Raw genomic sequence first — 23,926 nt, 5'->3', positions numbered from 1 at the left:
AGAGAACGATACAGCCCATTTGATCGGAAACAGGACAGCCAACAATCCGGCGGCCGACGCGTCAAAGCGCGCCAAGTTCTTCACAGTCGCGTACTTCCCCGCTTCACTGCGTTCAGCTCGGTGCCTGTGCTACAGTCGTGGTCGCGACGAATTGAACAGCGACCGCTTTGAAATGGATCTTCCGTTCCGCTATCCGAGCCCACTTCATGCGCCGAATTTTATTCACGACGTTTGGTTCCTACGGCGATCTCAACCCGTATATCGCGATGGCTCGAGTGTTCAAGGCCAACGGTGACCAGGTCACGATCGCGACGCACACACATTATCGCGAGCAGGTCGAGCGGGTCGGAATTCGCTTTGTGCCCGTCAAACCTGGTGAGGAAGAACTGGGGCCACCCGAAGTCTGGACGGCCCGAGCCAATCATCCTCTGACCGGCAGTCAGTTCGTGGTTCGATCACTTGTCCTGCCTTTTCTGCAGGACAGTTACCGGACGATCAAAGAGATCGCACCCGAACACGACCTGATCGTTTCGCATGTCCTCACTTTCGCGGGACCGATTGTCGCGGAAGAGCTGGGAATTCCGTGGATTTCCACCGTACTGCAGCCTTCCGTCTACTTTTCGGCCTACGACCCACCCAAGCTGGGATTCTTCAACTTCCTGCCGCGACTGAAATTTCTGGGGCCGCGATTCATGGGTTGGCTGCTAGGAACCCTGGTCAAGCAGACCAATCCCTGGTTTGAACCGGTCGCACGACTTCGTTCACAAATCGGTTTGCCACCATCGTCGAAGAATCCGTTGATTCATGGCCACTCGCCGTACGGCTGCCTGGCGCTATTTTCGAAAGAGTTCGCACCGGCACAACCCGATTGGCCCCCCAATCTCCGGCAAGTCGGGTTTCCGCTTTACGACGAAGAGACCTCCAGCGAGCTATCCGCGGATCTGCAAGCGTTCCTTGACGGCGGCCCGGCTCCCGTCGTCTTCACGCTGGGGAGCACGATCGTCACGATGGAAACGCCTTACTACGAAATTGCGTACAAGGCCGTTAAGGCGTTGGGGCTTCGTGCGGTGTTTCTTGTGGGAAAGACACCCCACCGGATTCCCCCCGCTGCGGTCTCTGATCCGCAAATCCTGATCTCGCCGTACGAGCCCTTTTCCCATCTGTTTCCCAAGGCCGCGGCCATCGTTCATCAATGCGGAGTGGGAACAACTGCACAGGCACTTACTTCCGGCCGCCCCCAGGTTATGGTTCCCTTTGCCCATGACCAGCCGGACAACGCACAGCGCGTCGCGACGTTGGGTTGCGGCGTCACCATCTCATCCCGGCGACTGACCACCCCGCGCCTGATCGCGGCTTTGAAGGAAGTACTTCAAGAGCCTTCGTTCGCAGAACGAGCGCGTCATGTCGGCACCCGGCTTCAAGCCGAAGATTTCGGTCACAACCTGCGGGGGGCCATCGAGGAATTCCTGTCAGGCCTCTAGCCGTCCACAGGCCGGGGACTGGCTCATTTTCCCGCGGCAAAGGGAATACTTGCTCTCGTCGAGGCACTGCGGATTCCCATGCAATCCGGGAAACTGTGCCTGCCCCTCGCTTCGGACTGTGAACGGTAACCTCGGGCCCAAAGCAGCAGACTTAGACACCCGAACGCGTCAACGCCTGGAATCGTTCGAGAAGATCCTTCGTTACGGGGCCGGGTTGGCCGGAACCGATCGAACGACCGTCAAGGCTGACCACGGCCACCACTTCCGCAGCAGTTCCGGTCAGGAACATTTCGTCAGCCACATAGAGGTCGTGACGGGTCAGCGACATTTCGCGAACTTCATAGCCGCCTTCGCGAGCCAGCTCGATCACGGCATTTCGCGTGAGCCCTTCGAGGATTCCCGCATCTAGCCCCGGTGTCATCAGTACACGATTCTTCACGATGAAGATGTTGTCGCCGGTGCATTCCGCGACTTCGCCTTTATGGTTGAGCATCAACGCTTCGACCATTCCGGCATCGGTCCCTTCGATGCGAGCGAGAATGTTATTCAGATAGTTCAGCGACTTGATGCGAGCGCTAAGTGCCCCCGGATGGTTACGAATCGTGCTCGCCGTGACCAGATGCATCCCCTTGGTGTAGGTCTCGGGCGGATACAGGGTGATCGTATCCGCGATGACAATCACCTGAGGATTGCTTGTCTTGCGAATATCGAGACCCAGGCTGCCCGCACCGCGAGTCACCACCAGACGAACGTATCCATCGGTGATCTGATTGGCTTTAACGGTCGCCTCAACCGCGCTCATGACTTCTTTCGGCGTCATCGGGATCGTCAAACGAATCGCCTTGGCGCTCTCAAACAGCCGATCAATGTGTTTCTGGTGCAGAAAGACACGGCCGCCGTAGACGCGAATTCCTTCGAAGACGCCGTCACCGTACAGCAGACCATGATCGAACACACTGATCTTGGCGTCGGCCTCGTCGACCAGCTTACCACCGAGAAAAATCTTGAGCGCCATTTGCGGCAGTCCCTGTTTCTGAAATCCGCCCTGAACAGACCCGCGGAGTTGGTTGAGACATTGTCGAATTCATGAACCGTTCGACCAACGTCTCATGGGCGAATGTTCCAGGATCAACGAAGACACACGTTTTTGATTTGAGTTCACTGACCGAGCCAACCGTCCTGGCAAGCGACGCACCATCCGGCGAAATCGCTCACCTCAACCGAAACGCTTGGCCACCAGTGCTTTCGGCTGTCGGCAGCTTAACGGCAAATCACAGATTCTGACAACCAATCGCGAGTTCGCTCGACGAAGGAAATCAGCCGACGACCCCGCTCAGCCCTTCCGCAGAATCGTCGCCACGCCCGGCCCATCACCTTGACTTAAGGTCACTCAGGCCGCATCGGTCAGCGATTCGATTCGTCCTTCGCAGAGTTTCACGGTGCGATGCGCTTCCGCGGCGATGGACTTATCGTGCGTAACCATAATGATAGTCAGCCGATCCTTCTCGTTCAATTGGGCGATCAAGTCAATGATTTCGCGTCCGGTTTTGGCGTCCAGATTTCCGGTCGGTTCATCGGCCAGCAGGATTTCAGGGCGAGCGACCAGGGCTCGGGCGATTGCCGCACGTTGCATCTCGCCGCCGGACAGTTCGGACGGCTTGTGAGTCAGCCGATGTCCCAACCCAACCCGGTCGATCATCTCTTTTGCCCGGTCGTGGTATTCACGTCGTCGCGCCCAATAACTCCAGATGGAATGACGGATCATCAAGGGAGTCAGCACGTTTTCGATCAGACTCATTTCGGGCAGCAGGTGATAGAACTGAAACACGAATCCGAAGACACGGTTTCGCAGTTCGTCTCGCGTTCGCGCGGGTAAGTCGTCGATCCGCTCGCCTTCGAGCTGCACTTCACCGAGATCCGGCGAATCGAGCAAGCCGATCAGGTGCATCAGCGTGCTCTTCCCCGATCCCGACTGACCGATGATGGAAAGAAATTCACCTTTCCGCACCGAGATATCGACACCGTGCAGCACGGGAACGGCATGTTCCCCTTTGCGGTACGACTTCTGGACCGCCAAGGCGGCCACATGCGTTTGAGGCATGGTGAGAGGCTCTCGTTTTGCGGGGTTAATCGTGGGCGAAGTAGCGACCATGGGACTTCCCTTTCGGACAGACGATCGTCACGAAGGATGTGCTATTCGTATCTGAGAGCCTGTACCGGCCGCAACCGGGCGGCACGACGAGCGGGCAGAACACTGGCCAGGACGGCAATCAGGATCGCGCCGACGGTGACCCAGACCACCGTGAATGGCTCGACATGCGTCGGAATATCTTTGAAGTAGTAAATCTTCTCGGGAAAGACCTCTCGCCCGGTCACCAGCGTCACAAATGCTTCGATCTCGTTGATGTAATGCACGAACAAGAGCCCGAAGACAACCCCTGCCCCCGCCCCGACCATGCCCAGTAGCAGTCCATAGGTCAGGAAGATCGACATGACGCCCGACGAACTGGCCCCCAGGGCTTTCAAAATTCCGATATCGCGAGTCTTTTCCACCACGATCATGAAAAAGATCGCGAGGATTCCGAAGCCCGCGACCGTGATGATGAGGAACAACAAGATGTTCAGAATCGACGATTCGACATCGACCGCCGCCAGCAACGGTCCCTGCTGCTGTTCCCAGGTTTTCACGATGTAGCGATCGGCCGAGAAGTGTGTTCGCAGCAGATCCATCACTTTCGGTGCGTCTTTGTAATCCTTCAACTTGATCTGCAGCGAGGTGAACCCACCGACGGTACTGCCGTCTTCCTTGGTGTGAATCATCTTGCGAACCTCTTGAAGATGATCCAGATTGCAGTAGACCAGCGTCGAATCGTATTCGCTCATTCCAGTCTTGAAGGTGTCGACGATCGTCGCTTCGAAATGGACAGGTTCGGGGGCGCCCGCCTGGATCGTGCTGATTTTCACGTCATCGCCAGGCTTGATCATGTCGTACGTTTTTAGCTTCTGCGTGTCGGGGTCCACCTGCGTGTAGGTCGCCAGTCCGACGCCAACAAACAATCGCCCTTTTCGCAACTTCCCGAGCGCCGGCGCCTCATCAGGCATCTCCAGATCGAGCAGCGAATCACCACCGGCCGCAGCCGGATCGGCAGCGGGTGCAGCACCGCTCGCCATCATTTCCCGTTTCAGTTCCTGGTCTTTGTACCAGCGAGCTCGCTCGACACGCTCGGCCATGGCGGCCGGCGTCAATTCCCAACCCAGCGGTTCATCTTTCGATCTCTCGGGCGGCAATTTGACGCCATCAACCTCTTGCGAGTTATAACTTTGCAGATAGCCGACGATCGGCCCGACTTCCGATTTCGATTCCGGGTCGATTCCGACCAGGTTGATCGGATGTGGGACCCAGTCCCCCCCGTACTTGTAACTCAGAATCGCATGGATCTCGACCGTCGCCGTCACGCCGGTGATGTAGTCGCCCACCAGTTCGCGGACCTCTGCCTTTCGGGCTTCGGGATCGATCTCGCCGTTCATGCTACGGGTGATGATGATGATGTCGGACAAAATGCCCTGGATTCGGCTACGCATTTCCGTGCCGAATCCCGCCATGACGGAATTGACGACGATCATCGTGGCGACGCCCAGCGTCACACTGATAATACTGGCCAACGCGATATACCGCGTTCGCAGGTACCGCTGGCAGAGAAGCAGTTTGTACATCGCCAGTCCTTTGGCATGATTGAGTTCGGTTGATCCGTGCGCAAGGCCGTCGTTTAACGAATTGCCATGTTACAGCAAATTGCCACCGTCCAAATTACTTCTCTTGTTCCGGTTTCAGCAAGGGGAAGAAGATCACGTCACGAATACTGTTTGTATTCGTCAGCAACATGATCAACCGGTCGATCCCGATTCCCATGCCCCCGGCAGGTGGCATCCCCACCTTCAATGCTCGTACGAAATCGTGATCCATCTTGGCCATCGAATCATCTTCGGCCAACCCCTGAAGCTGCGTCCGGAACAACTCTTCCTGCAGCCGTGGGTCGTTCAATTCCGTGTAGGCGTTCGCCACTTCCATCCCGTCGACGAACATCTCGAACCGTTCGGCAATGGCGGGATCATTTCGCTTGCGTTTGGTCAACGGACACATCGACGCAGGATAGTCGATGACGAACACGGGGCCGATCAGCTTGTCTTCCACAGTCGCTTCAAAGACGTCGTTGACGATGACGTCTGGATGGCGGTTCGCGGTTTCGATATGCAGCTTCTTCGCGACTTCAGCAACGGCCGCCGTGTCGTGCATCTCGCAACCGGCGTGTTCACGGAACAGGTCACCGTACTTGGCTCGTTGAAACGGTGGAGTGAAATCGATTGTCTTATCGCCCCACGGCACGACGGCCGTCCCGTTCGCAGCGATCGCCGCTTGCGAGATCAACTTCTCGGCCAGATCCATCATCGCGTTGTAGTCGCCGTATGCCTGATACAGCTCGATCATCGTGAATTCGGGATTGTGAGTACTGTCGACACCCTCGTTCCGGAAGACGCGACCAATTTCGTACACGCGTTCGATCCCGCCGACCATCAGTCGCTTCAGATGCAGTTCGAGCGCGATCCGCAGAAACAGGGGAATGTCGAGTGCGTTGTGATGCGTGACAAATGGACGCGCCGCCGCACCACCCGCGATCGCGTGCAGCACGGGTGTTTCCACTTCGTAAAAGCTTTCACCGCGCAGCGTACTTCGGATCGAGTCGATAATCCGCAGTCGCTTGAACATCCGATCCAGCACCCCTTCGGTGTAGATCAGGTCCACATACCGCTGACGCAGCAACTGCTCTTTATCCTGCAATCCGTGAAACTTCTCGGGCGGCTGTGCCAGCGATTTGCACAGGATGACAAGTTCGGTCACGAAGACCGTCTTTTCACCTGTGTTCGTGACGCGGACGCGGCCCTCGACGCCGATCAGATCGCCGAGATCGAGACATTCCAAGAGCGCCCAGGTTTCGGGCGTCGAGTCCTTCTGTGACAGCATCAACTGGATGCGGCCACTGTAGTCCTGCACGTGCAGGAAGTTCAGCTTGCCCGTTTTCGGCCACTTCATGATCCGGCCAGCAATGCGGACCGTATCACCGTCCACGCCGTTCTCGGTCGGGCACAAATCACGCGCCTTGGCGATTGGAATATGGCCGTCAAACCGTTGGCCCCAGGGATCAAGCCCCAGTGCTTCGATTTTCGCGAGCTTTTCCAAACGAGCGGCTTCCAAACGATCTGGCGTCTCGGACATCGAGCAAACTTTTCTACATAAATGAGAAACAGCGGGATCTGGGGAGGTCGGAACTATGTGTGAATCGGCAAAAAACGTCAATGGCAGCTCGATTCCCCCGTGAAACCTACGGTGTTCGGCGGTTTCTGCCAGTGATCCTCGTCACCAGCTTTCCCCTGATGTGAGACACTCGGTCGGTTCATGTGAGTCAGGAACATGGTGCGTCGAAGGTCCAATCCTATCTGAGACGGGAAATGCACGCTTCCCGTCGGCGAATCAGGCTGCTCGAGCAAAACGGAAGCTCAAGGAAGCCTGCGAAAAACGGCCACGACGGCGATTGAGCGCCTGCCCCACTTACGTCGTCGAACGCATGGTGAGTGCATCGATCCAGCGGCCCATTGAATCCAAGAGTCGTGAAAACTTAATTTGGTTCGCATCCGATCGGGCGATGATTTCCAAACAGCTGAGAGATCCGACTCATCCCGGGACAGGTCATTCGACTCGCAATGAGTTCCAATCGACATTCCGCAGCTTTGCGGCCGTGGCCGCGGATTTCAGTTTTCCGACGACGAAGCTTTTGTGATTGGCGACGGTTTGTTCGCTGATTCCCAGTTTCGCCGCCACGTCATTGTTGGACCAACCCAACACGAACAGCAGTTCAACACACTCCAGTCGCTGAAACTCGCCTCGGCTGAACCAGGACTGGATCAAGTCTTTCAGGCAATCCGCCAGCACGCGTTGTTCACCCACCCGCCGTTCGCGGCTGCGCGCCATGCTCGACACTTTTCGCTCACGGCTGGCGGGTTCGTCGATCGATCCCGCCTCAAACGCGGCCACACGCGATAACAGCGGCCAGCGACCGACTTTACGCAACGCATCCGTCAACTTGTGGGCCGTGATCGAAAAGAGGAATGACTCAAGCGGCGTCGAATCCTGATAGTTCGGCAGCGAAATCAAAAACCCGAGAAACGCCTCTTGAACGACATCTTCCGCGGCCGCCATATCCGAGAGTCGACTGCGAGCAAACGCGAGCAAACGCCCTTCATACCGGGCAATCAATCGCTCCCACGCGGCCGCCTCACCGCGGCGAACGCCAGCCAATAGCGAAGCGTCATCGTCGGCCATCGACATCCGCCTCTCATCGTTCGGTTGAAACAAGGGGGACAGGCACCTCGGTGTCCACTATTTCATGGCATTTTTGTATCTGGACGGAGCCAGCCCCCGTGATTTCTACCGGCTCCTCACCTCTAAAAAGTCCTGGCACTTCAGCATCCGCCGAACATCAAATTCCTTCACTCAACACTTCTGGACTGTGTGCCACTGGCTCCGCCAGTGCCCGTCGACCATGATGGTGGAACACGGCAACGAAGGTCACAATTTCAGCCATGAAAATGCATCTCTTTAAGTACCTATTTACTACAGAGAGACGCCTCCAATCACCGATCTGGCACACCTGCATGTCCATCGGCACTGGCATAGCCCAGTGGCACACAAGCGGCAACAGCAGACCAAACTAAACTATCACGCAAAGTCATGAATGATCAGGGCTCCGCCGTCGCGAAGCCCTGGCGATCCAAAACTCCTTTATTCCGGAACGCTCGCCGCGTCCGTACGTCGTCGCTCGGCGAGTTGCTCAAGGACTGTTTTCAGTGCGTCGGCGGTTGCCACGCGCTGCGAATCGGCACTCGTGCGCCATTTCAACTCGACAATCCCCTCTTTCAGCCCTTTGCCGCCGTAATTTACACGTAGCGGAATTCCGATCAGGTCTGCGTCTTTAAATTTGACACCCGGACGCAAGTCGCGGTCGTCCAGTAGCACATCGACACCTGCCGCTTTCAGTTCCTGATAGAACGTCTCGGCAGCGGACAGGGTGTCCGTTTCGTTGGCTCCAATGACACTGACGATCACTTCGTATGGAGCCACTGCCAATGGCCAGATCAATCCCTGTTCGTCATGGCGTGTTTCCGCCAGACCCGCCAGGATACGGTTCACACCGATCCCATAGCAGCCCATGATGATCGGCTTACGAGTTTCCGATTCATCGTCGTATAGTGCGTCCATCGACGTGCTGTACTTTGTGCCCAACTTGAAGACGTGACCGACTTCGATGCCGTGCACCAGTTCCAGCGTTCCTTCGCCTCGTGGACTTGGATCGCCCGCTGCGGCGTTTCGCAGATCGAAGGTGGTCTCGAGGCTGTAGTCGCGTCCCACATTGACGTTCGCCAGGTGATAATCGCCTTCGTTCGCCCCGGTGATCGCATTGACGACCAAGGGAACGTCGTGATCGGCGAAGATCGGACATTTGATCCCGACCGGACCCGCGAAGCCAACGGGTGCCCCCGTGACCTTCAGAATCGTGTCAGGATCGGCCAGTTCGAGCACTTTCACGCCGAGTGCCCGTCGGATTTTTCCTTCATTGGCCTCATGATCGCCACGCAGCAGCACCGCAACCGGCTTTTCGTCGGCGATGAAGATCAGCGTTTTGACCATCTTCTCGGGCTTGCACTTCAGCAGTTTGCAAACCGTTTCGATGCTACCGACGTTGGGAGTATGCAGCTTAGCCACGGCTTTCGCGTCGGCGGACGTCGCGATCACGGGAGGCGTTCGCCCGGTTTCCGCACGTTCCAGGTTCGCCGCGTAGTTCGTCTTTTTGCAAAACACGATGCGGTCTTCGCCGTTAGCGGCGGGAATCATGAACTCATGGGACGCATCCCCCCCGATCGGACCACTTTCCGCTTCGACGGGCAAGTATTCGAGCCCGCAACGCGAAAAGATCCGGCAGTAGGCGCGATAAATCTTCTGATACGTTTCGTTCAGCGATTCGAGTGATGAATGGAAGCTGTAGGCATCTTTCATCAAGAATTCACTGGTCCGCAAAATCCCAAAGCGGGGCCGTTCTTCGTTTCGGAACTTGGTCTGAATCTGATAAACGGTCAGCGGCATCTGGCGGTGGCTGCTGATGTGCCGTGACATCAGATCCGTCACCACTTCTTCGTGCGTCGGGCCGAGCGCCAAATGCACGTTGCGATCGCCACGCCGGACATTGAAATTGATCAGCACGTTGCCGAACGCTTCCTTACGACCGGTCCGCTCGAACAGATCGATCGGCTGCAGCGCGGGCATGAAAATTTCGAGAGCCCCGGTCGCGTCCATCTCTTGACGGACGATCGCTTCCGCTTTCTTCAGCGTTCGCACGCCCAGCGGCAGATACGTATACGCCCCGGCCATCAGCTGCCGAATGAAACCGGCCCGCAGCATCAATTGATGGCTGGGCACTTCGGCATCTGAAGGGATTTCCTTCATCGTCGGGATAAACGTCTGGGACCAACGCACGGGGTGACTCCTTTGTGACGATCGTGTCAGTGATGAAGGCCGGAGTGTATGCCGAGTTCTACCGAGTGTGAAGCCCCGCCTGACTTGCGACGGAACCGAGGTCATCGCGGGGCAGACTCTGCCCCTGACGAGCCTGACAAACCGCCGAAGCTCCTCTTTAAGACAATCCGATCGACCTGAAGTTCAGGGCGCCTTTGCGAAACAGGAAAAATCGCCAAGACACCACTGAAGTTCGCGCAAGCGAGCCGAAACGCGTCACGCGCATAGTGAAATTGAATTAGTCACCGAGTGCGGGTGGCGAGGAATGAGTTTCACTGCGCGAGACCTGCGGGCACTGCCCTGTATGAAGACCTGAACTCCAACGAATCACGACCAAGACGCCGCAAAAAATCAGGAATGCTTGCATCCCAGAAACGACCGGACCAAGAGCCAGGTTCGCGCCGTCCGCAATCAACGCGGCGCGATGAATCTCGGTCATTTGTGCGGTGTTCTTGGAAGCCCAGTCCGAGCGAATTCGCCATTTCTCGGTCGTTTCCCAACTCGAGACTTCCGCGGCAACGAAGGAGAGAAAAATGACCGCCAGGATGTTCGCGACACGCCGACGCAGGGTGTGTCTGATGAACGACACACCGACCAGAACGGCGATTCCGCACAGCATGACCAGCGGGTACGCAAACGACCAACAATTGTGGCGCGAGGACTCCCAAATTTGCTCGAACGATCCCATCAACAGACTCCATCGCACTGCGTTGAACGCGGCCTCCAGACAGCGAGAGTATGCCAGAAGCTTGGCAAAAAGCGATGTCACGGCGCCCCCCCCCCGAATGCGGCATCCTCCCTCTCGATCGTAGCCATCGAACGGCCACCCCTCCAAATCGAAACCCCATTCAGAAACCATTTGACATTTAACCACAAAATGTCTTAACCTAGCTCATGCGGTTCGCAACGCCGTGACGAAGACAGGAAACGGCGACCTCCCCATCACATCGTCAGAGCTTGATCAACGCCATACCATTCCCAGAGTCGAGTTACTCGTCCACGGCACGACATCGGAATTCGACTCGCGCTGCGTCACAATTCCGAACTCGGATAACACCGTATCGCCGCCGTCGGTCACAAGGTGCTTCGCGATCCAGGACAATTCGCGAAGACAGGGCTCTTTCGGCGACTCCTCCACCATGATACTGAACCTGCCGATTTCGCCCTGGCAAGGCACGATTCGCGTTTTTCGGCGTCATCGCTGATGACTCATCGGGAAGTCAAACATGCAGCTTTCCCAGAGAAATCCCTCGGTGAATTGGGAACCTGTACCGGTTGACCCATCGGGCCAGCGGGTGGTGTGGGCCTGGTTTCGTCCGCCTGCCGTCCCGACGGGAATGATGTTCACGATCCCGGCGGCGCTGTTTACGGATGCAAACGCCGTCGCAGGACTGTCGTTGCGGCGACTCGTCGCCGCAACGGGTCTCGATCCAAGCCAGATCCTGTGCTGGACGATCAATGGGATGAACTTCGATTCCAGTGGTGGAACATCACGATTGCTCGACCAAACCTTGCCGGCTCCTCCCAACGGTGCAAACTTGACGGTCTCAACCTGGATGGCCGCGCCTCCACAGCCGGGCTGGCCGGGGGCACCGCTTTACCCTACAGGCTACGCATCGCCGCCGATGGGGCTGCCAATGGGACAGATGGGTTACGGCACGTCGAACATGTCGCACGAAGACCAACTGCTGCTCGAGGCGATCGAGTCCAATTGGAAAGACGTGCTTGCGCTAGAAGTTCGCATCGCGTCGCTTCGTAAAGAGATCGGCGCGGTGACCGCGCGACTGAGTTCACTGAATCGCGATCTGACATCACATGAGCGCCTGGTCTGCACGTCGAAAGACCTGGGAGACTGGGCCGATTGCCGCCGCGCGTTGCGTGATGCGATGACCGTCATGTCACGTTCTGTGAAGGAAATCGACCTGGGAACGACGAGCGGTGCGGGAAAGCGCCATCTGTTCGAAGAAATCCACCAGAAGCATGTGGTGCAGCGATTGCCCTTTCCGGGAATCAAACAGGCAGTCAATGAATTCGAGACGTATCGAAAGATCCTGCAAAGCGTCATCGGCGCGGCCCAAGCGAGCCTCAACCGCGGCGGCCGCGACGCAGAGATGCCCGCCAACTCGTTCCTTCAAAAAGTCCACGCGAAAGCGATGTCCAAGCGGAAAGTCGGAAAATTCCTGTTCTCGAAATCGTTTCCACCGCCAGGGTGAAGGACGATTGAGATCAAGGCGAAACTTTTACAGCCTTCGAGATGATGACTTAACCTCATGCTCCACTCGCAAAACCAGTGGAGCGCAGACAGAAACAAAGATCGACTGAGATATGGTCGGGACACGTTGCCCTTCCGTTCTGTGTCTGTCTTCTCCAAATTGTGTGGCACTGGCGATGCCAGTGCCAGTCGACCCAGGAACGAGGAACACCGTGGGTTGGGAATCGAACGGCGATCGTCTTCTACAAAATGATCTTGTTGAAAGGCGAATCGACAATCTCCATTGTCCGGATACGGCTCAACACCGACGGGTCACTGGAATGGCCAGTGCGACCAAAAGCGTAGAACCCAACACAAGGGTTCGTGGGCCAATCGACCCGTAGAATCGACTTGACAAGGCCCTGACCGCTCGGCAAACTCACCTAACCTAATCTGTTAGGTGACCTCTTTTCTGTGAAGATGTTCGCCGCCTGGCTTCAGGGAGTTGCGATGAGCCCCAGTCCCACTGACCGCGAGATGGAGATCTTGAAAGTGCTTTGGGAATTGGGTGAGGGATCAGTTCGGGACGTTCACGAACGACTCGCTTCCAAATCCGGACTGCACTTCAACACGATTCAGACGCAGCTTCGGATCATGGACGAAAAAGGGCTGGTCAGCCATCGGCAGGACGGACGGACGTTTCTGTACAAACCCAACTGCTCGCGCGAGCAAGTGTCGTCTCAGTTCCTGCACAAAGTCTTTGACGGCGCGTTGGCTCAGCTTGTGCTGTGCATGCTCAATGCAGAACAGATCAACGCGAAGGAACTGCAGGACATTGAACAACTGATCGCCGATTCGCGAAAACGGAAGCAGACGCGCGGTCGCAACAAAGGAGACGCAAAATGACGATCCTCGACATTCTGTGGCGCAGTCTCTTCCACGCATCTCTCCTTTGTGGACTCGTCCTGTCTGTTGGAGTTGTTGTTCTGTGGTTTGTGCGGCCGCCCGCTGATCGGCTGCGCGTGATTCAGTGGGTCCTGGTGGGATGCCTGCTCGCACCGTGGCTTCCGGGGATTTCCGCCTGGAAATCGATCTCGTTGAATGTGCTGAATCAGGGGCAGTTGCAACCCATGACTGACCAGGACCAGTCGTCGCTCAACAACGTCACAACAGTCGCTGACTTGAGTGGTCCGCATGAGGACACTTCGACAGCGGCCATCAGGTCCGTCGAAACATCACACGAAGCCCGGCCGGTGACCAGTATGTCATCGGGGCCACCCCTGCAAAGCGAGAACAACAACGAGCCGCGCGAGTTGTCGCGAACGACGACCGTTAGACCGGGCGTCCCGTCGAATGTGTTGTCTCAAATTTCCCTGATCTTGATTCTCACCTATTCCTGCATTGCGATGGCGATCATTGGCGGGTGGATCATTGGATTGCGTCGCCGCGCCTGGATCGAAAAAACAGCCAGTGCAGCTCCAGCGGAATTGATCGCGAAATTTGCCACAATGACCGCAACCGGTCAGGCCTCGATTCGATTGCTGGTCAGTGACCGAGTCACCGGCCCCATGACGTGGGGTCTGTTGCGCCCCGTGATTATTGTTCCAACGGAGTTGATCCAGCCGGTCAACGAAACGCAACTGCGATGGAGTCTGGCGCACGAATTGTCACACGTGGAACGACGCGATGTGGCGACGCTGCTGTTGGCCTCGCTGGTCCAGCTGACCTGTTATTACCAGCCGTTTTATTGGTGGTTGCGGCGACAGATGAGTCTTTGCCAGGACTTTCTGGCAGACGCCAAAGCCGCCGACGAAACCGGGACCGCAGAAGACTACGCGGAATTCCTGGTGCGGCTGGCGAGGGAGCGGATTCAACCTAGCCTGACGGGATCCTTGGGCATCGCGGACGGAAAATCGCGCCTGTATCGCCGAATCCGCTTTCTGCTCAATTTCGACGGAACGATTTCATCAAAGTGCAGCCGTGCTGTCGCCCTCTTCAGCGCGGTCGTGTCGATTTCCTTCTTCGCATTGCTCACCACAATCAGCCTGGATGCGCAAGAGAGTCAGCCACGCGCCCGTGAGATCACTCAGAAACAACCGGCGGCTCAAGCGAACGACTCATCATCGTCCACTCAAGCTGATCCCTTGGATTCACAGAGCTTACAAAAGCGTGTGGAGAACTCCGGTGCCACGGCAGAGAATTTGAACAAGATCGCGGCATTTGTTGCGAATCAGTCCGACGATGCGAAGCTGGAACCGGGCGTCGTGACAGGGATGCTGGTTCGAAGCGACGGAAGTCCCGTGGCGGATGCCACGGTGATTTTGCACGCAGGCGGCAGCAATAAAACCAAGTCGAATGGCGAGGGATTGTTTCGGCTGGAAAACATTCGAGCGAGAGAATACCCCTATCCGGTGTGGGCGCATCAGGGGAATTTGATTTCGCACAAGGTGTCGGTCAGTGCGTTGAATCAGTCAGACCCAAAAGTCGCGAAATTCACGCCACTGCTCCTGGAAATGACCGAAGGAAAAAAGGCCAGCTTCTCAGTGACTTCCGAAGTCACGAACAAGCCGATTGCTGGGGCGAATGTTCGTTTCGGCTATCCTGATCGGCGGTTAGTGACCACGGATGAACAAGGCATTGCGATCGTGGAAGGATTGCTGCCAGAAGAATACCAGGTTTCCATTGAAGCCGCGGGGCACGCCCGAAATGCCCCCGCGATCGATTTGGCTCGTACCGAAGCGGTGACATTATTCAATGTCAGGATGAAGCCGGGGGGGGTCGTTCGCGGTCGCGTCGTGGACTCAACGGGCAGCCCCATCGATGGCGCCGAGGTGATCTATCGGCCGGTGGGCGGCTCATACGGGATCCACGGCGATGCCTTTGTGACCAATAAGGATGGTGGCTTTCAAAACTCGTACATGCCGCTGGAGACACCCTTTCATCTGTCGATTCAGAAAAAAGGTTATTTAGATCAACAGCAGGAGATCATCATCACGTCCGATCAGCGAACCATTGATGTCCAGATGACACTCTCACCCCGTCCGACGGGCGGGTCGGTGAAAGGGACTATCACCGATGAGACAGGAAATCCCATCGCCGATGCGGAGATCGCCAACTATGGAAACAAATCCGGCGAAAACCGAATCACCAAATCCGATTCGGAGGGATCGTTTGATCTTCACGATCTGTTTGAAGGCTTCGGGGGTGATCGAATCATCGTGTCGGCACAGGGGTTTGCCCCGCAAAATGTCGGCGTCAAATTGGGAACCGCAGATCAACCGGGGCTGGTCAACGTCTCGCTGAAACCGGGCCACACGATCCATGGCCGAATTCTGAATGAAGACGGGACACCGGCCAAGGGAGCGATGGTATACGTTCGAAGTCCAGAGCTTGGAATAATGCCAGGATTTCGCCTTCGCACGGCGGATGACAACGGGGTATTTGAGTTTGACTCACTTCCCGCGGACTCCCGTTTCGATGTCACGCTGGGTGAGTATCGCCCGATCAATGGGGTTTCCTGGAAACTGGACAGCCCCCAGCCGCAGACCGTCACGCTTTCAACTCCGGGTGCCATACGTGGACGAGTCTTGGATGAACTCACCAAGCAACCCGTGAAAGATTTTCGGATCAAGCTGGGCTTCAGCACCATGCCAGAACCCTCCGACGCGATGGGAACCTACAATTTTAGCTGGGGTGAGCCAGGGCAGACATTCAAATCCGTAAAAGGCGAATTTGTGTTCACGCCTTTGACGGTCGGCTTTCCCGCGAGCCTCGTGATCGAAGCAGATGGATACGAACGAAAGGCCGTCGATCGCGCCGTCGCAACGAAACTCAGTCAGCCGGAACTGCTCGACATCGAACTGACGCCGACGAAGCCTGGAAAGCGATTCACATTAACAGGGCAATTTCTGGATCATACAGGTCAGCCCGTTGCCGACGCCCAATTGCGTTTGATTGCCTCCACAGGCCAACCCGCAGGCCCCCATGACAATCAGTTCAACTGGGTCTTGATCGACTCAGGCCAGTTAGGTCAGAAACCGTATTGTGTTCAATTCTTGTCGGGAACCACGAATGCCGAAGGTCGGTTTGAATTCAAGCAGATTCAGTCCGGAAACTACCTACAGCTGGCCTACTGGGGGGCAGGAGTTCCGAAAGGTAAATCGCTGAATTTCGGAAAATCGGTCGCAGGCGGACGGGATGACGTCACGATTGACCTTCCGGCACCGGCTCGCATTGAAGGCACCATCGATCGGTCGAAACTCGCGGACGCCGAATCGATTGATCTCTATCTGAACACGCATGATTTTCATCACTATCGATTGAAGCTCAAACCCGATCAGAAGACATTCGCCTTCGAAGATCTGCCGGCCGGTCAGTATCAAGTGACCGTCGTGTCCAAGGCCGAATCGTTCACCGAAAACGGCAATACATTTTATCGAAACCCGCAACTGGCGGTTCGGCAGGTCCGGTTGAAGGAAGGACAGTCTGAGCAGATTGAGTTCCTGGAACCAATCAAGAAGTAGTCAGCGTTCCTTTTGTCGCCGAGTCACTTGGAATCGCGACAGATGTGGTTCACTCCGGGGGCTTCTCTTTCGTCTGCAGTCGCAGGTTTTGGAGCATCGAATAGAGGATGATGTTCGTGCCCAACTTTACCGCATCTTCCGGCGGATACCCTTCGCAGCCGGCGTAGTCTTGGCCTGACAAGGCACAACTGATGTCGTACTTGCTGTAAATCATCGAATACCGGCCATCAACTTCGATTCCCTCGAGAACGGGCTCGGCAAAAACGACGGGCAAGCCCTCTCCCGCGGCGACATGATCGTCAGAGCCACGACGGTTGAGTCGCTGGATATCTTGTCCGACCTTTTCGGAAAATAGTTCGTGCGTGACCGGAATGCGGTCGAGCTTTCGATCGGGATAAAGGGCCGTGACCAGTTCACGGAAGGACTCATCAAACGGTTTCGCCCCACAACATGCATCCGCCACCAAGACGCCCCCGCGATCGAGGTACCGCTTCAACTGTTGCCGTTCTTCCGCCGGAACCGTGAACCGATTACGACCGTGCATGAAGAGAATGGGGTAACGGAAGATGTTCTTATCGGCCAGTGAGAGAGTGCGCTGCTTCATTGAAGCCGAAAGGCCAACCGTCTCGTTTAAGGCCAAGAGGAGATTTCGCACGGCTCCGGGGGCCGCATTCCAGGTTCCATCATGTTTGATCTGGGCGATCTGAAGCAGTCCGCGTTCGACTTCATCGAGCGTTCCCGATTTCGCCACAACGTCCCGGTTCGAAAGTTTTTCTGGAGGTTCGCGTCCCGTGAAGTAGGCAATGACGTTCACGCCAACGGATGTGGCACGGTCGATCTTCTTTTTCAAACGCGGATTTCGACCGGGCGGATCGTACTTCGCCCAATAGTTCCACAAACAACCGAGATCTTCAGGAGTATAAATGATGGACGTTCGACAGCCGAAATCGGCTCCCCAAAGTGGAACATCGTCGGCCCCCAGCAGAAATTCGCTCCGATAAACAGGATGGTCGGCGGTGAGCAGTCGGAGCGTTCCATCACCGTCTGGCAAGAGCTTCGCGACCAGTTCGCGAAAGCTTGTTTCGAAGTCGACATCACCACATGAAGGGCTGGCAAGAATGAAGCCCCCCTGGCTGACATAGTCCTTGATCAGACTGATTTCGTCATTCGTCAGCGAGAGTCGTTTCGATCCGGTGATAAACAGGACGGGCGCTTGCTGAAGCGCGGCGAGGCCATCTGTCTTGACGGCACGGCGGAGATCGAGTTCCTGCGTCGTGAGCAACTTGGGCCATTTCGGCAGTTCGCTGATCATGTCCGCCAGATTACGTACATCGTGAGAATGTCGGTTCCAGTCATTGGCGACCACGAAATCGGGATTGTTAGGATGGCGCGGACCGTACTTCAACTTATTGATCAGAACCGGCGCAAGGCCTTTGGAAAGAAACAGCAAGGAAAAGCTGGTGGCAACAAGCGGGTTGGTCTCGCCTTCCCCTGCTCCGATCCACTGACCATCTGCCCTTTGGAGCACGAGCAGACGCGCGGCGCCCTCGCGATACCAATCATGCTCACCAAAGAAACGCTGCCCCGACAGCCGCCCTGCCCTTTCAACTCCGTAGAAGTAATACAGAATGTGATCCTGGCCGCGGGTTCCCGGATTCTTTCGCACACTGAAGTACCGTGACAACCAATCCATACCCTGCAGTAGTGGCATGTTGACCTCAGGTTCTTCGCAGCAGGGAGGAGTGCCATCTCTGGCAACCCCCTTGTCGGTCATGAGCATCTGCTGGGCAATTGCCAGCGATGCCACTCCTGAAACGGTCAAACTTCCTTTGCTTGGGGCCCGATCCATACCTCGAAATCCACCGTATCCCCATCCACCATCCTGGTTCTGACGTCTGATCCAGTATTCACGAATATGTTCCCAGGTTTGTGGATCGGCGATGTATCCCGCACGATACGCCTCACGCAGTCCCAGCACGGCGAACTGCGTGTTGCTTTCATCACCTCCGCCGTAACGGGGATTGTTGGGTAGTGAGTACGCCCACCCTCCCTGAACCCCGCCGTACGACTGCCCAGCCTCGAGTCGACTGGCGACCATTCGAATCGCTTCGACGTCGCGGGGTTGCTTGGCTGCGACCAGCGCCATGATCAGCAGCGACGTCTGATACGTCTCGTTCTCTCCCCCAATGTTGTTCGAGGTACAGCTTCTCAAGAATTGCAATCCGCGGCTCACCTCGGGATCGTCGACCGACATTCCCCCGTTCAAAAGTGCGAGCACACATAAGCTGGAGATTCCCACGCAGTCTGGATTGAGCCTGTTCCAGGCACCGCTAGGATGCTGCGCGCTGATGAGATATCGGAGCCCACGCTCGATTGAGCGTTTCACCATTTCGCGCGACAGATCTTCGGCAAACACCCGACCATCGTGGGGTAAGACGATCGTGCGTGACATCAAAACCATCAGCATCACGCTGATTCGCAGTATTCGGGAGGAATACATTGTTGATGCCTTGCAACCAGAACTCTGGTGCGAACGAAACACTGGTCGAAATTCTCGCGACACAACACCGTTGTTCAAGAACGGCATGACGGCCATACTCCGCCGCCCAATCCGCGATTTGCCCAGAGAGACCTGAATCAGATGTGATCAATATCATATCCATCCTGGAGCGAAATAAACAAAGCATTGCCTCGATGACGCTTGAAAAGTGAGTACGTAAACTCCTATACGTTTTTATTGTCCTTCGACAACACACTTCGCGCCTTTTGCAACACCGCACAACGACGATCTTTGCGAGTGACGACTAAAGCGAGGAAATCCATGATCGCTCATCGGCTGACGCCCATTCTGAATGTCTCCAACATCCAACAGAGTTTTGAGTGGTTCGAGAAGCTGGGATGGAGTAAAGGTTGGGACTGGGGAGTTCCCCCGACATTTGGCGGAGTCTGCTCGGGCCCATGCGAGATCTTTCTGTGCGAAAACGCGCAAGGCGGTCGAGGGAAAAGCGACCTCAAGACGACGTTCGGCCCCGAGGGCAGCGATGCCGCGGAAAAAGGCGTCTGGATGTCGATCTGGGTCGACGATGTCGATGCCGTACATCAGCGCTGCCTTGACCAGCACCTTGACGTGACCTGGCCCCCCACCGACATGCCTTGGGGTGTGCGCGAAATGCATGTACGACACCCGGATGGTCACGTTTTTCGAATCAGCCGGGGCATCGACTGCGAGTAGAACCGGTATACCAATAGCATCCTGCGGCATTGTGACATCAACCCGGCGCTCGGATGTTCCGCCAGACCTTTGCGGACGTTGGCTGAAAAACAATCACGGAGCGCCTGCATGCCTTGGCAATTGACACCAACATATCGCCTGTGAAACCGCCTGGATTTATGCGGAAGCGCGCGTCACTTACCGAATCGTAAGGGGGGCTCGTGTTTGGAAAAACTGGCAATCCGTGCAGCATGCCTGGTATTCGCCCGATCAGATCGGGATTGAATTGAACGCCACGTATCTGAGCTGTCGATGCGCATCCATTGTGGCGGTGATCGCACAATGGATGCGGACGGGGCTCGAACGCATTCCTCTTGCCAGGACACCATTGAACGAATCCGCGTCTCCGCCGCGACCGACGATTTGCGCATTTTCGTACTTCCGTCACGAGTGGGGGCCGGAGCGTGTTGTCTCAAACACACCTCTTCGGTCTGCCATTGCGTTGCGCCACAATTTCCGTTTCATACTTCGTCCCACGTCGTGTCATTGAGAGGACTCCGCAAATGCGGTCAAATGCCCGAATGTCGTTCCCCTCGGCCCCCCCTGGGTGCCACGCGATTTTTTTTGCCCCCCCACGGCGCGTACCGTTGATTTGGGCCGTGGCGGTGATGTTGGGAATGACGATGTCTGGGCCCGTTCGGGCCGCTGGCGTCTGGACGCCGCTGGCCAACACCAACCCGGCGGGCGGCTGTGGCACAATGATGCTCTTGACCGATGGAACGGTTATCGTTCAAGGTCCGGGCACGACGAGCACCTGGAAAAGACTAACGCCGGATTCCTCGGGCAACTACATTCATGGAACCTGGAGTTCGATTGCCTCAATGGGGACCGCACGGCTCTATTTTGGCTCGAACGTCCTTCCCAGTGGCAAGGTGTTTGTGATTGGAGGCGAGTATTCTGGCAGTAGCGGGGCGCAGAATTTCGCCAATACCGGCGAAATCTATGATCCAGTGGCGAACACGTGGACGCCGATCGCCAGTTTTCCCCAAACTGAATTTGGTGACGACCCAACCGTCTTATTGCCATCGGGAAAAATTCTGTGCGGATATCTTCAGAATAACAAAACCTACCTCTACGATCCCGCAACGAATACCTGGACGCAGACCGGAAGCAAATTGCGCAGCGATGCCAGCGATGAAGAAACATGGGTGCTGCTGCCGAACGGCAGTGTATTGTCCTATGACATTTTCAGCAGCCCAGAAACCGGTCAGGGAAACGCGCAGCGCTATGTTCCAAGTTCTGCAAGTTGGGTGGATGCGGGAAAAGTTCCCGTTCCCCTGACCAGTGCCGCACTAGGTTTTGAAATGGGCCCAGCGACACTCTTGCCCAACGGCAGTGTGTTTCAGGTGGGCGCCAACAACAACACGGTGCTTTACAACCCGTCGACGAATACTTGGACGCAAGGCCCCAGCCTTCCCACGGGTATGGGATCGGATGACGCGCCGGGCGCGATGCTGCCAAACGGGCATTTCCTGTTCCTGGCGGACACGTCGTCACCGAACTTTACCCCGCCCTCAAAGCTGTACGACTACGATTACACCACGAATACCGTTTCGGACGCGACGGTCGCCGGCGCGTTCACGAGCTTCATCAGTGGTCCCGCCTTCATCTATCGGATGCTTGTGCTTCCCAATGGACACATGCTGCTGGGCAGTGCCGATACCGGAATCATCTGGGACTATGCCCCGACGGGAACCCCCTTGTCGTCGTGGGCGCCGACGATTTCGTCGATCACCAAGAACGTGAACGGCTCTTACACACTGACGGGAACACAACTGACGGGTATTTCACAGGGCGCGTCCTACGGTGATGACGCCGAAATGGATACCAATTATCCGATCGTCCGGTTGACGGCGTCGAACGGGACTGTGAAGTATGCCCGCACCACGAACTGGACTCCCGGCGTGGCAACCGGAAGTCTGGTCACCTCGGTCCAGTTCAATTTGCCATCGGGTACCGTCGGAGGAACCTATCAAGTCGCGGTGATCGCCAATGGAATCGCTTCCGCGGCAAAGTCCTTCAACTTCAGCGCGTCGCCAGGTGATGTCACAGCCAGCTTCAGCGCGGGAACGCTAACGCTTACCGGCGGGGTCAACTCGGAGTCGCTCACCGTGACGCAGCAGGGAAGCAACCTGAAGATCGAAGGCGCCAACGGGACGACGATCAATCAAATGCCGTTCATCACCTATCCAAGCTCGGGTCAATTTATTCTGAGCGTCAATCTGGGTGATGGCGACGATGCCATCTCGTTCATCGCAGTTCACGTTTCCACTGCCACCATCCATCTCGGCCCCGGAGCCGACAAAGCGGCGTTCACGCTTAGCAATCTCACCACGTTGAACATTGACGGTGGCACTGGAACAGACGTCTTCCTGAAGACCTCGACGACCATTGGAACATACAATCCGTCGAATCTTCCCTGACGAGTTTTCTCGGCATCGCGAGACTTGACGCAGACAGTGTGGGTTGCGTCACGGATGAGGTGTTTCTGCCATCGCGCGGCGAAGCGGGCAGTCTGCGGCGCTCGCTTCACCGCGTCTGTAGCGTTGGAGTAATTCCTTTGATCGCTGAGCGAGCATTCTTCGAACTTCGCGCCGTTCCCCTTTCACCCGGGGGATGACCATTCCGTCGTAGCCGGTGGTTTGATGCCTCATCCAAGCAATGACGGCAGCTTCCGCGCGTTGTTCGACCGGAATGCGTTTGGTTCTGGCGACGGTGCCGCTGCCGACAGGAGTGGCATGCACTGTCACGGCACGGGCCAGGCGTTCGGCCAGTTCGGCATGCCGCTCGTGGAAAGCAAGGAACGCCACGACGGCGCCGTGGAAATCTTCGACATACTCTGACTGTGCTTTCTCACGCCGCTTCGCATCGGCGACTTTCTTCTTCGCGAAACTTTCCGTCGAACGCTCGATTTCGAGGTCGGCGCGAATTTGATCAATGATGGATGCGTTCGTCCAAACTCCTCGCGAAAAAAGTTTTCGCCCCTTCTTTTCCGCCACGACCCAATAATCTCCGGCGGCTTTCACGCGACGCGTCAGCGCAGCATCACCGGGTGGAAGCAGAACCCAGCCTGCGGGCACGTTGAGGATCGTTCCATCTGGAGATCGGACGGTGTTCGGGGTCGGACCGGGCGCGAATATCTGGTCGCTCATGTCTCCGCTTCCTTGCGAAATGGCGTTGTCGGGGGATGGGTGAGATTTCTAGGGAACCGGGATGGCCGCTGGCAAGGATGTCGGGGGAACGGAACTGACAACATGGCGAAATGATGTCAGAAGGCCTCCCTTCTCGGCGAGTCAGCGTGAAACGACGATGGGGGGAAAGCAAAGACAAGGGGAATACGCGATCGCGATGATCCCCCCCAAAATCTGATTCGTTGCCACCAATTGTCGAGAATTCGATTTCCTGATAAAAGCCCGCTCAAATCGGGCCCGCAACGACATCGAGACCAAGGATTGATTGACGAATGGCCAAGAAGAGACCACACGAGGCAGAAGAAGTGATTGCCGCCGAAGCCCCGATCAGCCATGACATAGAGACCGAACAGCAGCCCGATACGGATCAACCGTCCTCCTCGAGCGAGTCGCTTGATCCGCTGATGGACGAGGTGCAGACTTTCATCAACCTGCGCGATGAGCTTGCCAGAAAACTGGCCGCCGAGATCGAAACGATGGAGCAGAAGCTGGTGGAACTGAAGAAGACTGCGGCGTCACTCTTCCCAAGCGGCAGCAATGATGCCCCCGAAGAAAAAAAGACGAAAAAGCCAAAACCGAAGGCTCCCAAAGAAGAGAAGGTCAGCCCTGCAACCGAACCGGAACACGAGGCGGCCGAATAATCGAC

18 protein-coding genes are annotated in these 23,926 nt (G+C 56.5%); 8 read left to right on the top strand and 10 right to left on the bottom strand.

All coding sequences use genetic code 11. The annotated features are described in order from the left end of the window. Positions 1–206: 206 nt before the first annotated feature. Positions 207–1,481, top strand: coding sequence for a glycosyltransferase (locus OSO_RS0137320; protein ID WP_010587862.1), 1,275 nt, complete (start codon positions 207–209; stop codon positions 1,479–1,481). Positions 1,482–1,632: 151 nt separating this feature from the next. Here the strand turns inward: OSO_RS0137320 and ilvE are convergent, their stop codons facing one another. The 8 genes from ilvE to OSO_RS0137270 all read right to left on the bottom strand — a co-directional run bounded on the left by ilvE (position 1,633) and on the right by OSO_RS0137270 (position 11,245). Next, entirely contained in the window at positions 1,633–2,496 is an 864-nt protein-coding gene (gene ilvE / locus OSO_RS0137315) for a branched-chain-amino-acid transaminase (protein ID WP_010587861.1), read from the bottom strand. A gap of 375 nt (positions 2,497–2,871) precedes the next feature. Continuing rightward, the gene (locus OSO_RS0137305) at positions 2,872–3,582 is read right to left on the bottom strand and encodes an ABC transporter ATP-binding protein (RefSeq protein ID WP_010587859.1); all 711 of its coding nucleotides are present in this window, start codon (positions 3,580–3,582) and stop codon (positions 2,872–2,874) included. Positions 3,583–3,674: 92 nt separating this feature from the next. Next, positions 3,675–5,195: an ABC transporter permease gene (locus OSO_RS0137300; protein WP_010587858.1), complete on the bottom strand. Its 1,521-nt coding sequence runs from the start codon at positions 5,193–5,195 to the stop codon at positions 3,675–3,677. A 94-nt stretch (positions 5,196–5,289) separates the two neighbouring features. Next, positions 5,290–6,753: a lysine--tRNA ligase gene (gene lysS, locus OSO_RS0137295; RefSeq protein WP_010587857.1), complete on the bottom strand. Its 1,464-nt coding sequence runs from the start codon at positions 6,751–6,753 to the stop codon at positions 5,290–5,292. Positions 6,754–7,224: 471 nt separating this feature from the next. Beyond that, on the bottom strand, positions 7,225–7,863 hold the full coding sequence (locus OSO_RS46675; RefSeq protein ID WP_010587856.1) for an RNA polymerase sigma factor: 639 nt from the start codon (positions 7,861–7,863) through the stop codon (positions 7,225–7,227). A gap of 453 nt (positions 7,864–8,316) precedes the next feature. After that, positions 8,317–10,065: a proline--tRNA ligase gene (locus OSO_RS0137285; RefSeq protein ID WP_010587855.1), complete on the bottom strand. Its 1,749-nt coding sequence runs from the start codon at positions 10,063–10,065 to the stop codon at positions 8,317–8,319. A 277-nt stretch (positions 10,066–10,342) separates the two neighbouring features. Beyond that, the gene (locus OSO_RS49130) at positions 10,343–10,873 is read right to left on the bottom strand and encodes a hypothetical protein (protein WP_157606020.1); all 531 of its coding nucleotides are present in this window, start codon (positions 10,871–10,873) and stop codon (positions 10,343–10,345) included. 192 nt (positions 10,874–11,065) lie between these two features. Next, a complete protein-coding gene (locus tag OSO_RS0137270; RefSeq protein WP_010587853.1) occupies positions 11,066–11,245 on the bottom strand; it encodes a hypothetical protein in 180 nt (59 codons plus the stop codon). Positions 11,246–11,330: 85 nt separating this feature from the next. On the opposite strand from OSO_RS0137270, the gene OSO_RS0137265 reads away from it, so the two are divergent. The 3 genes from OSO_RS0137265 to OSO_RS0137250 all read left to right on the top strand — a co-directional run bounded on the left by OSO_RS0137265 (position 11,331) and on the right by OSO_RS0137250 (position 16,818). After that, positions 11,331–12,317 carry a hypothetical protein gene (locus OSO_RS0137265; RefSeq protein WP_010587852.1) on the top strand — a complete coding sequence of 329 codons (987 nt, stop codon included), beginning with the start codon at positions 11,331–11,333 and terminating at the stop codon, positions 12,315–12,317. 488 nt (positions 12,318–12,805) lie between these two features. Further along, positions 12,806–13,201, top strand: coding sequence for a BlaI/MecI/CopY family transcriptional regulator (locus tag OSO_RS0137255; RefSeq protein WP_040593867.1), 396 nt, complete (start codon positions 12,806–12,808; stop codon positions 13,199–13,201). Next, positions 13,198–16,818: a M56 family metallopeptidase gene (locus OSO_RS0137250; protein ID WP_010587850.1), complete on the top strand. Its 3,621-nt coding sequence runs from the start codon at positions 13,198–13,200 to the stop codon at positions 16,816–16,818. Before OSO_RS0137255 ends, OSO_RS0137250 begins: the two co-directional genes overlap by 4 nt. Before the next feature lie 49 nt (positions 16,819–16,867). On the opposite strand, the gene OSO_RS0137245 is transcribed toward OSO_RS0137250, so the two are convergent. After that, complete coding sequence (locus tag OSO_RS0137245) at positions 16,868–19,318, bottom strand: DUF4159 domain-containing protein (protein WP_040593866.1); 2,451 nt, start codon at positions 19,316–19,318, stop codon at positions 16,868–16,870. Between the two features lie 321 nt (positions 19,319–19,639). Between OSO_RS0137245 and OSO_RS0137240 the strand changes: the two genes are divergently transcribed. Together OSO_RS0137240 and OSO_RS0137230 are read left to right on the top strand one after the other, a co-directional pair. Then, positions 19,640–20,050 carry a bleomycin resistance family protein gene (locus tag OSO_RS0137240; protein ID WP_010587848.1) on the top strand — a complete coding sequence of 137 codons (411 nt, stop codon included), beginning with the start codon at positions 19,640–19,642 and terminating at the stop codon, positions 20,048–20,050. Between the two features lie 662 nt (positions 20,051–20,712). Further along, on the top strand, positions 20,713–22,512 hold the full coding sequence (locus OSO_RS0137230) for a Kelch repeat-containing protein (protein ID WP_157606017.1): 1,800 nt from the start codon (positions 20,713–20,715) through the stop codon (positions 22,510–22,512). A gap of 48 nt (positions 22,513–22,560) precedes the next feature. On the opposite strand, the gene OSO_RS0137225 is transcribed toward OSO_RS0137230, so the two are convergent. Continuing rightward, positions 22,561–23,241: a DUF2293 domain-containing protein gene (locus OSO_RS0137225; RefSeq protein WP_010587845.1), complete on the bottom strand. Its 681-nt coding sequence runs from the start codon at positions 23,239–23,241 to the stop codon at positions 22,561–22,563. 61 nt (positions 23,242–23,302) lie between these two features. On the opposite strand from OSO_RS0137225, the gene OSO_RS51210 reads away from it, so the two are divergent. Together OSO_RS51210 and OSO_RS0137215 are read left to right on the top strand one after the other, a co-directional pair. After that, positions 23,303–23,458 (top strand): hypothetical protein, encoded by a 156-nt coding sequence (locus OSO_RS51210; protein ID WP_157606014.1) that lies wholly within the window; start codon positions 23,303–23,305, stop codon positions 23,456–23,458. Between the two features lie 94 nt (positions 23,459–23,552). Continuing rightward, positions 23,553–23,921, top strand: coding sequence for a hypothetical protein (locus OSO_RS0137215; protein ID WP_010587844.1), 369 nt, complete (start codon positions 23,553–23,555; stop codon positions 23,919–23,921). The last annotated feature ends 5 nt before the right edge of the window (positions 23,922–23,926 follow it).

The sequence above is a fragment of the Schlesneria paludicola DSM 18645 genome (assembly GCF_000255655.1).
Classification (GTDB): Bacteria; Planctomycetota; Planctomycetia; order Planctomycetales; family Planctomycetaceae; genus Schlesneria; species Schlesneria paludicola.
The sequence above is the reverse complement of the archived record's forward strand: the minus strand, read 5'-3'. Positions and strand labels throughout refer to the sequence as shown.

Excerpts from the sequence above, each read along its gene's own strand:
- OSO_RS0137305 (WP_010587859.1), bottom strand. The coding sequence starts at position 3,582 with ATGCCTCAAACGCATGTGGCCGCCTTGGCGGTCCAGAAGTCGTACCGC.
- ilvE (WP_010587861.1), bottom strand. The coding sequence starts at position 2,496 with ATGGCGCTCAAGATTTTTCTCGGTGGTAAGCTGGTCGACGAGGCCGAC.
- OSO_RS0137255 (WP_040593867.1), top strand. The coding sequence starts at position 12,806 with ATGAGCCCCAGTCCCACTGACCGCGAGATGGAGATCTTGAAAGTGCTT.
- lysS (WP_010587857.1), bottom strand. The coding sequence starts at position 6,753 with ATGTCCGAGACGCCAGATCGTTTGGAAGCCGCTCGTTTGGAAAAGCTC.
- OSO_RS0137265 (WP_010587852.1), top strand. The coding sequence starts at position 11,331 with ATGCAGCTTTCCCAGAGAAATCCCTCGGTGAATTGGGAACCTGTACCG.
- OSO_RS0137225 (WP_010587845.1), bottom strand. The coding sequence starts at position 23,241 with ATGAGCGACCAGATATTCGCGCCCGGTCCGACCCCGAACACCGTCCGA.
- OSO_RS0137215 (WP_010587844.1), top strand. The coding sequence starts at position 23,553 with ATGGCCAAGAAGAGACCACACGAGGCAGAAGAAGTGATTGCCGCCGAA.
- OSO_RS0137230 (WP_157606017.1), top strand. The coding sequence starts at position 20,713 with ATGTCTGGGCCCGTTCGGGCCGCTGGCGTCTGGACGCCGCTGGCCAAC.
- OSO_RS0137270 (WP_010587853.1), bottom strand. The coding sequence starts at position 11,245 with ATGGTGGAGGAGTCGCCGAAAGAGCCCTGTCTTCGCGAATTGTCCTGG.
- OSO_RS0137320 (WP_010587862.1), top strand. The coding sequence starts at position 207 with ATGCGCCGAATTTTATTCACGACGTTTGGTTCCTACGGCGATCTCAAC.
- OSO_RS0137240 (WP_010587848.1), top strand. The coding sequence starts at position 19,640 with ATGATCGCTCATCGGCTGACGCCCATTCTGAATGTCTCCAACATCCAA.
- OSO_RS0137250 (WP_010587850.1), top strand. The coding sequence starts at position 13,198 with ATGACGATCCTCGACATTCTGTGGCGCAGTCTCTTCCACGCATCTCTC.
- OSO_RS46675 (WP_010587856.1), bottom strand. The coding sequence starts at position 7,863 with ATGTCGATGGCCGACGATGACGCTTCGCTATTGGCTGGCGTTCGCCGC.
- OSO_RS0137300 (WP_010587858.1), bottom strand. The coding sequence starts at position 5,195 with ATGTACAAACTGCTTCTCTGCCAGCGGTACCTGCGAACGCGGTATATC.
- OSO_RS51210 (WP_157606014.1), top strand. The coding sequence starts at position 23,303 with ATGGCCGCTGGCAAGGATGTCGGGGGAACGGAACTGACAACATGGCGA.
- OSO_RS0137245 (WP_040593866.1), bottom strand. The coding sequence starts at position 19,318 with ATGTATTCCTCCCGAATACTGCGAATCAGCGTGATGCTGATGGTTTTG.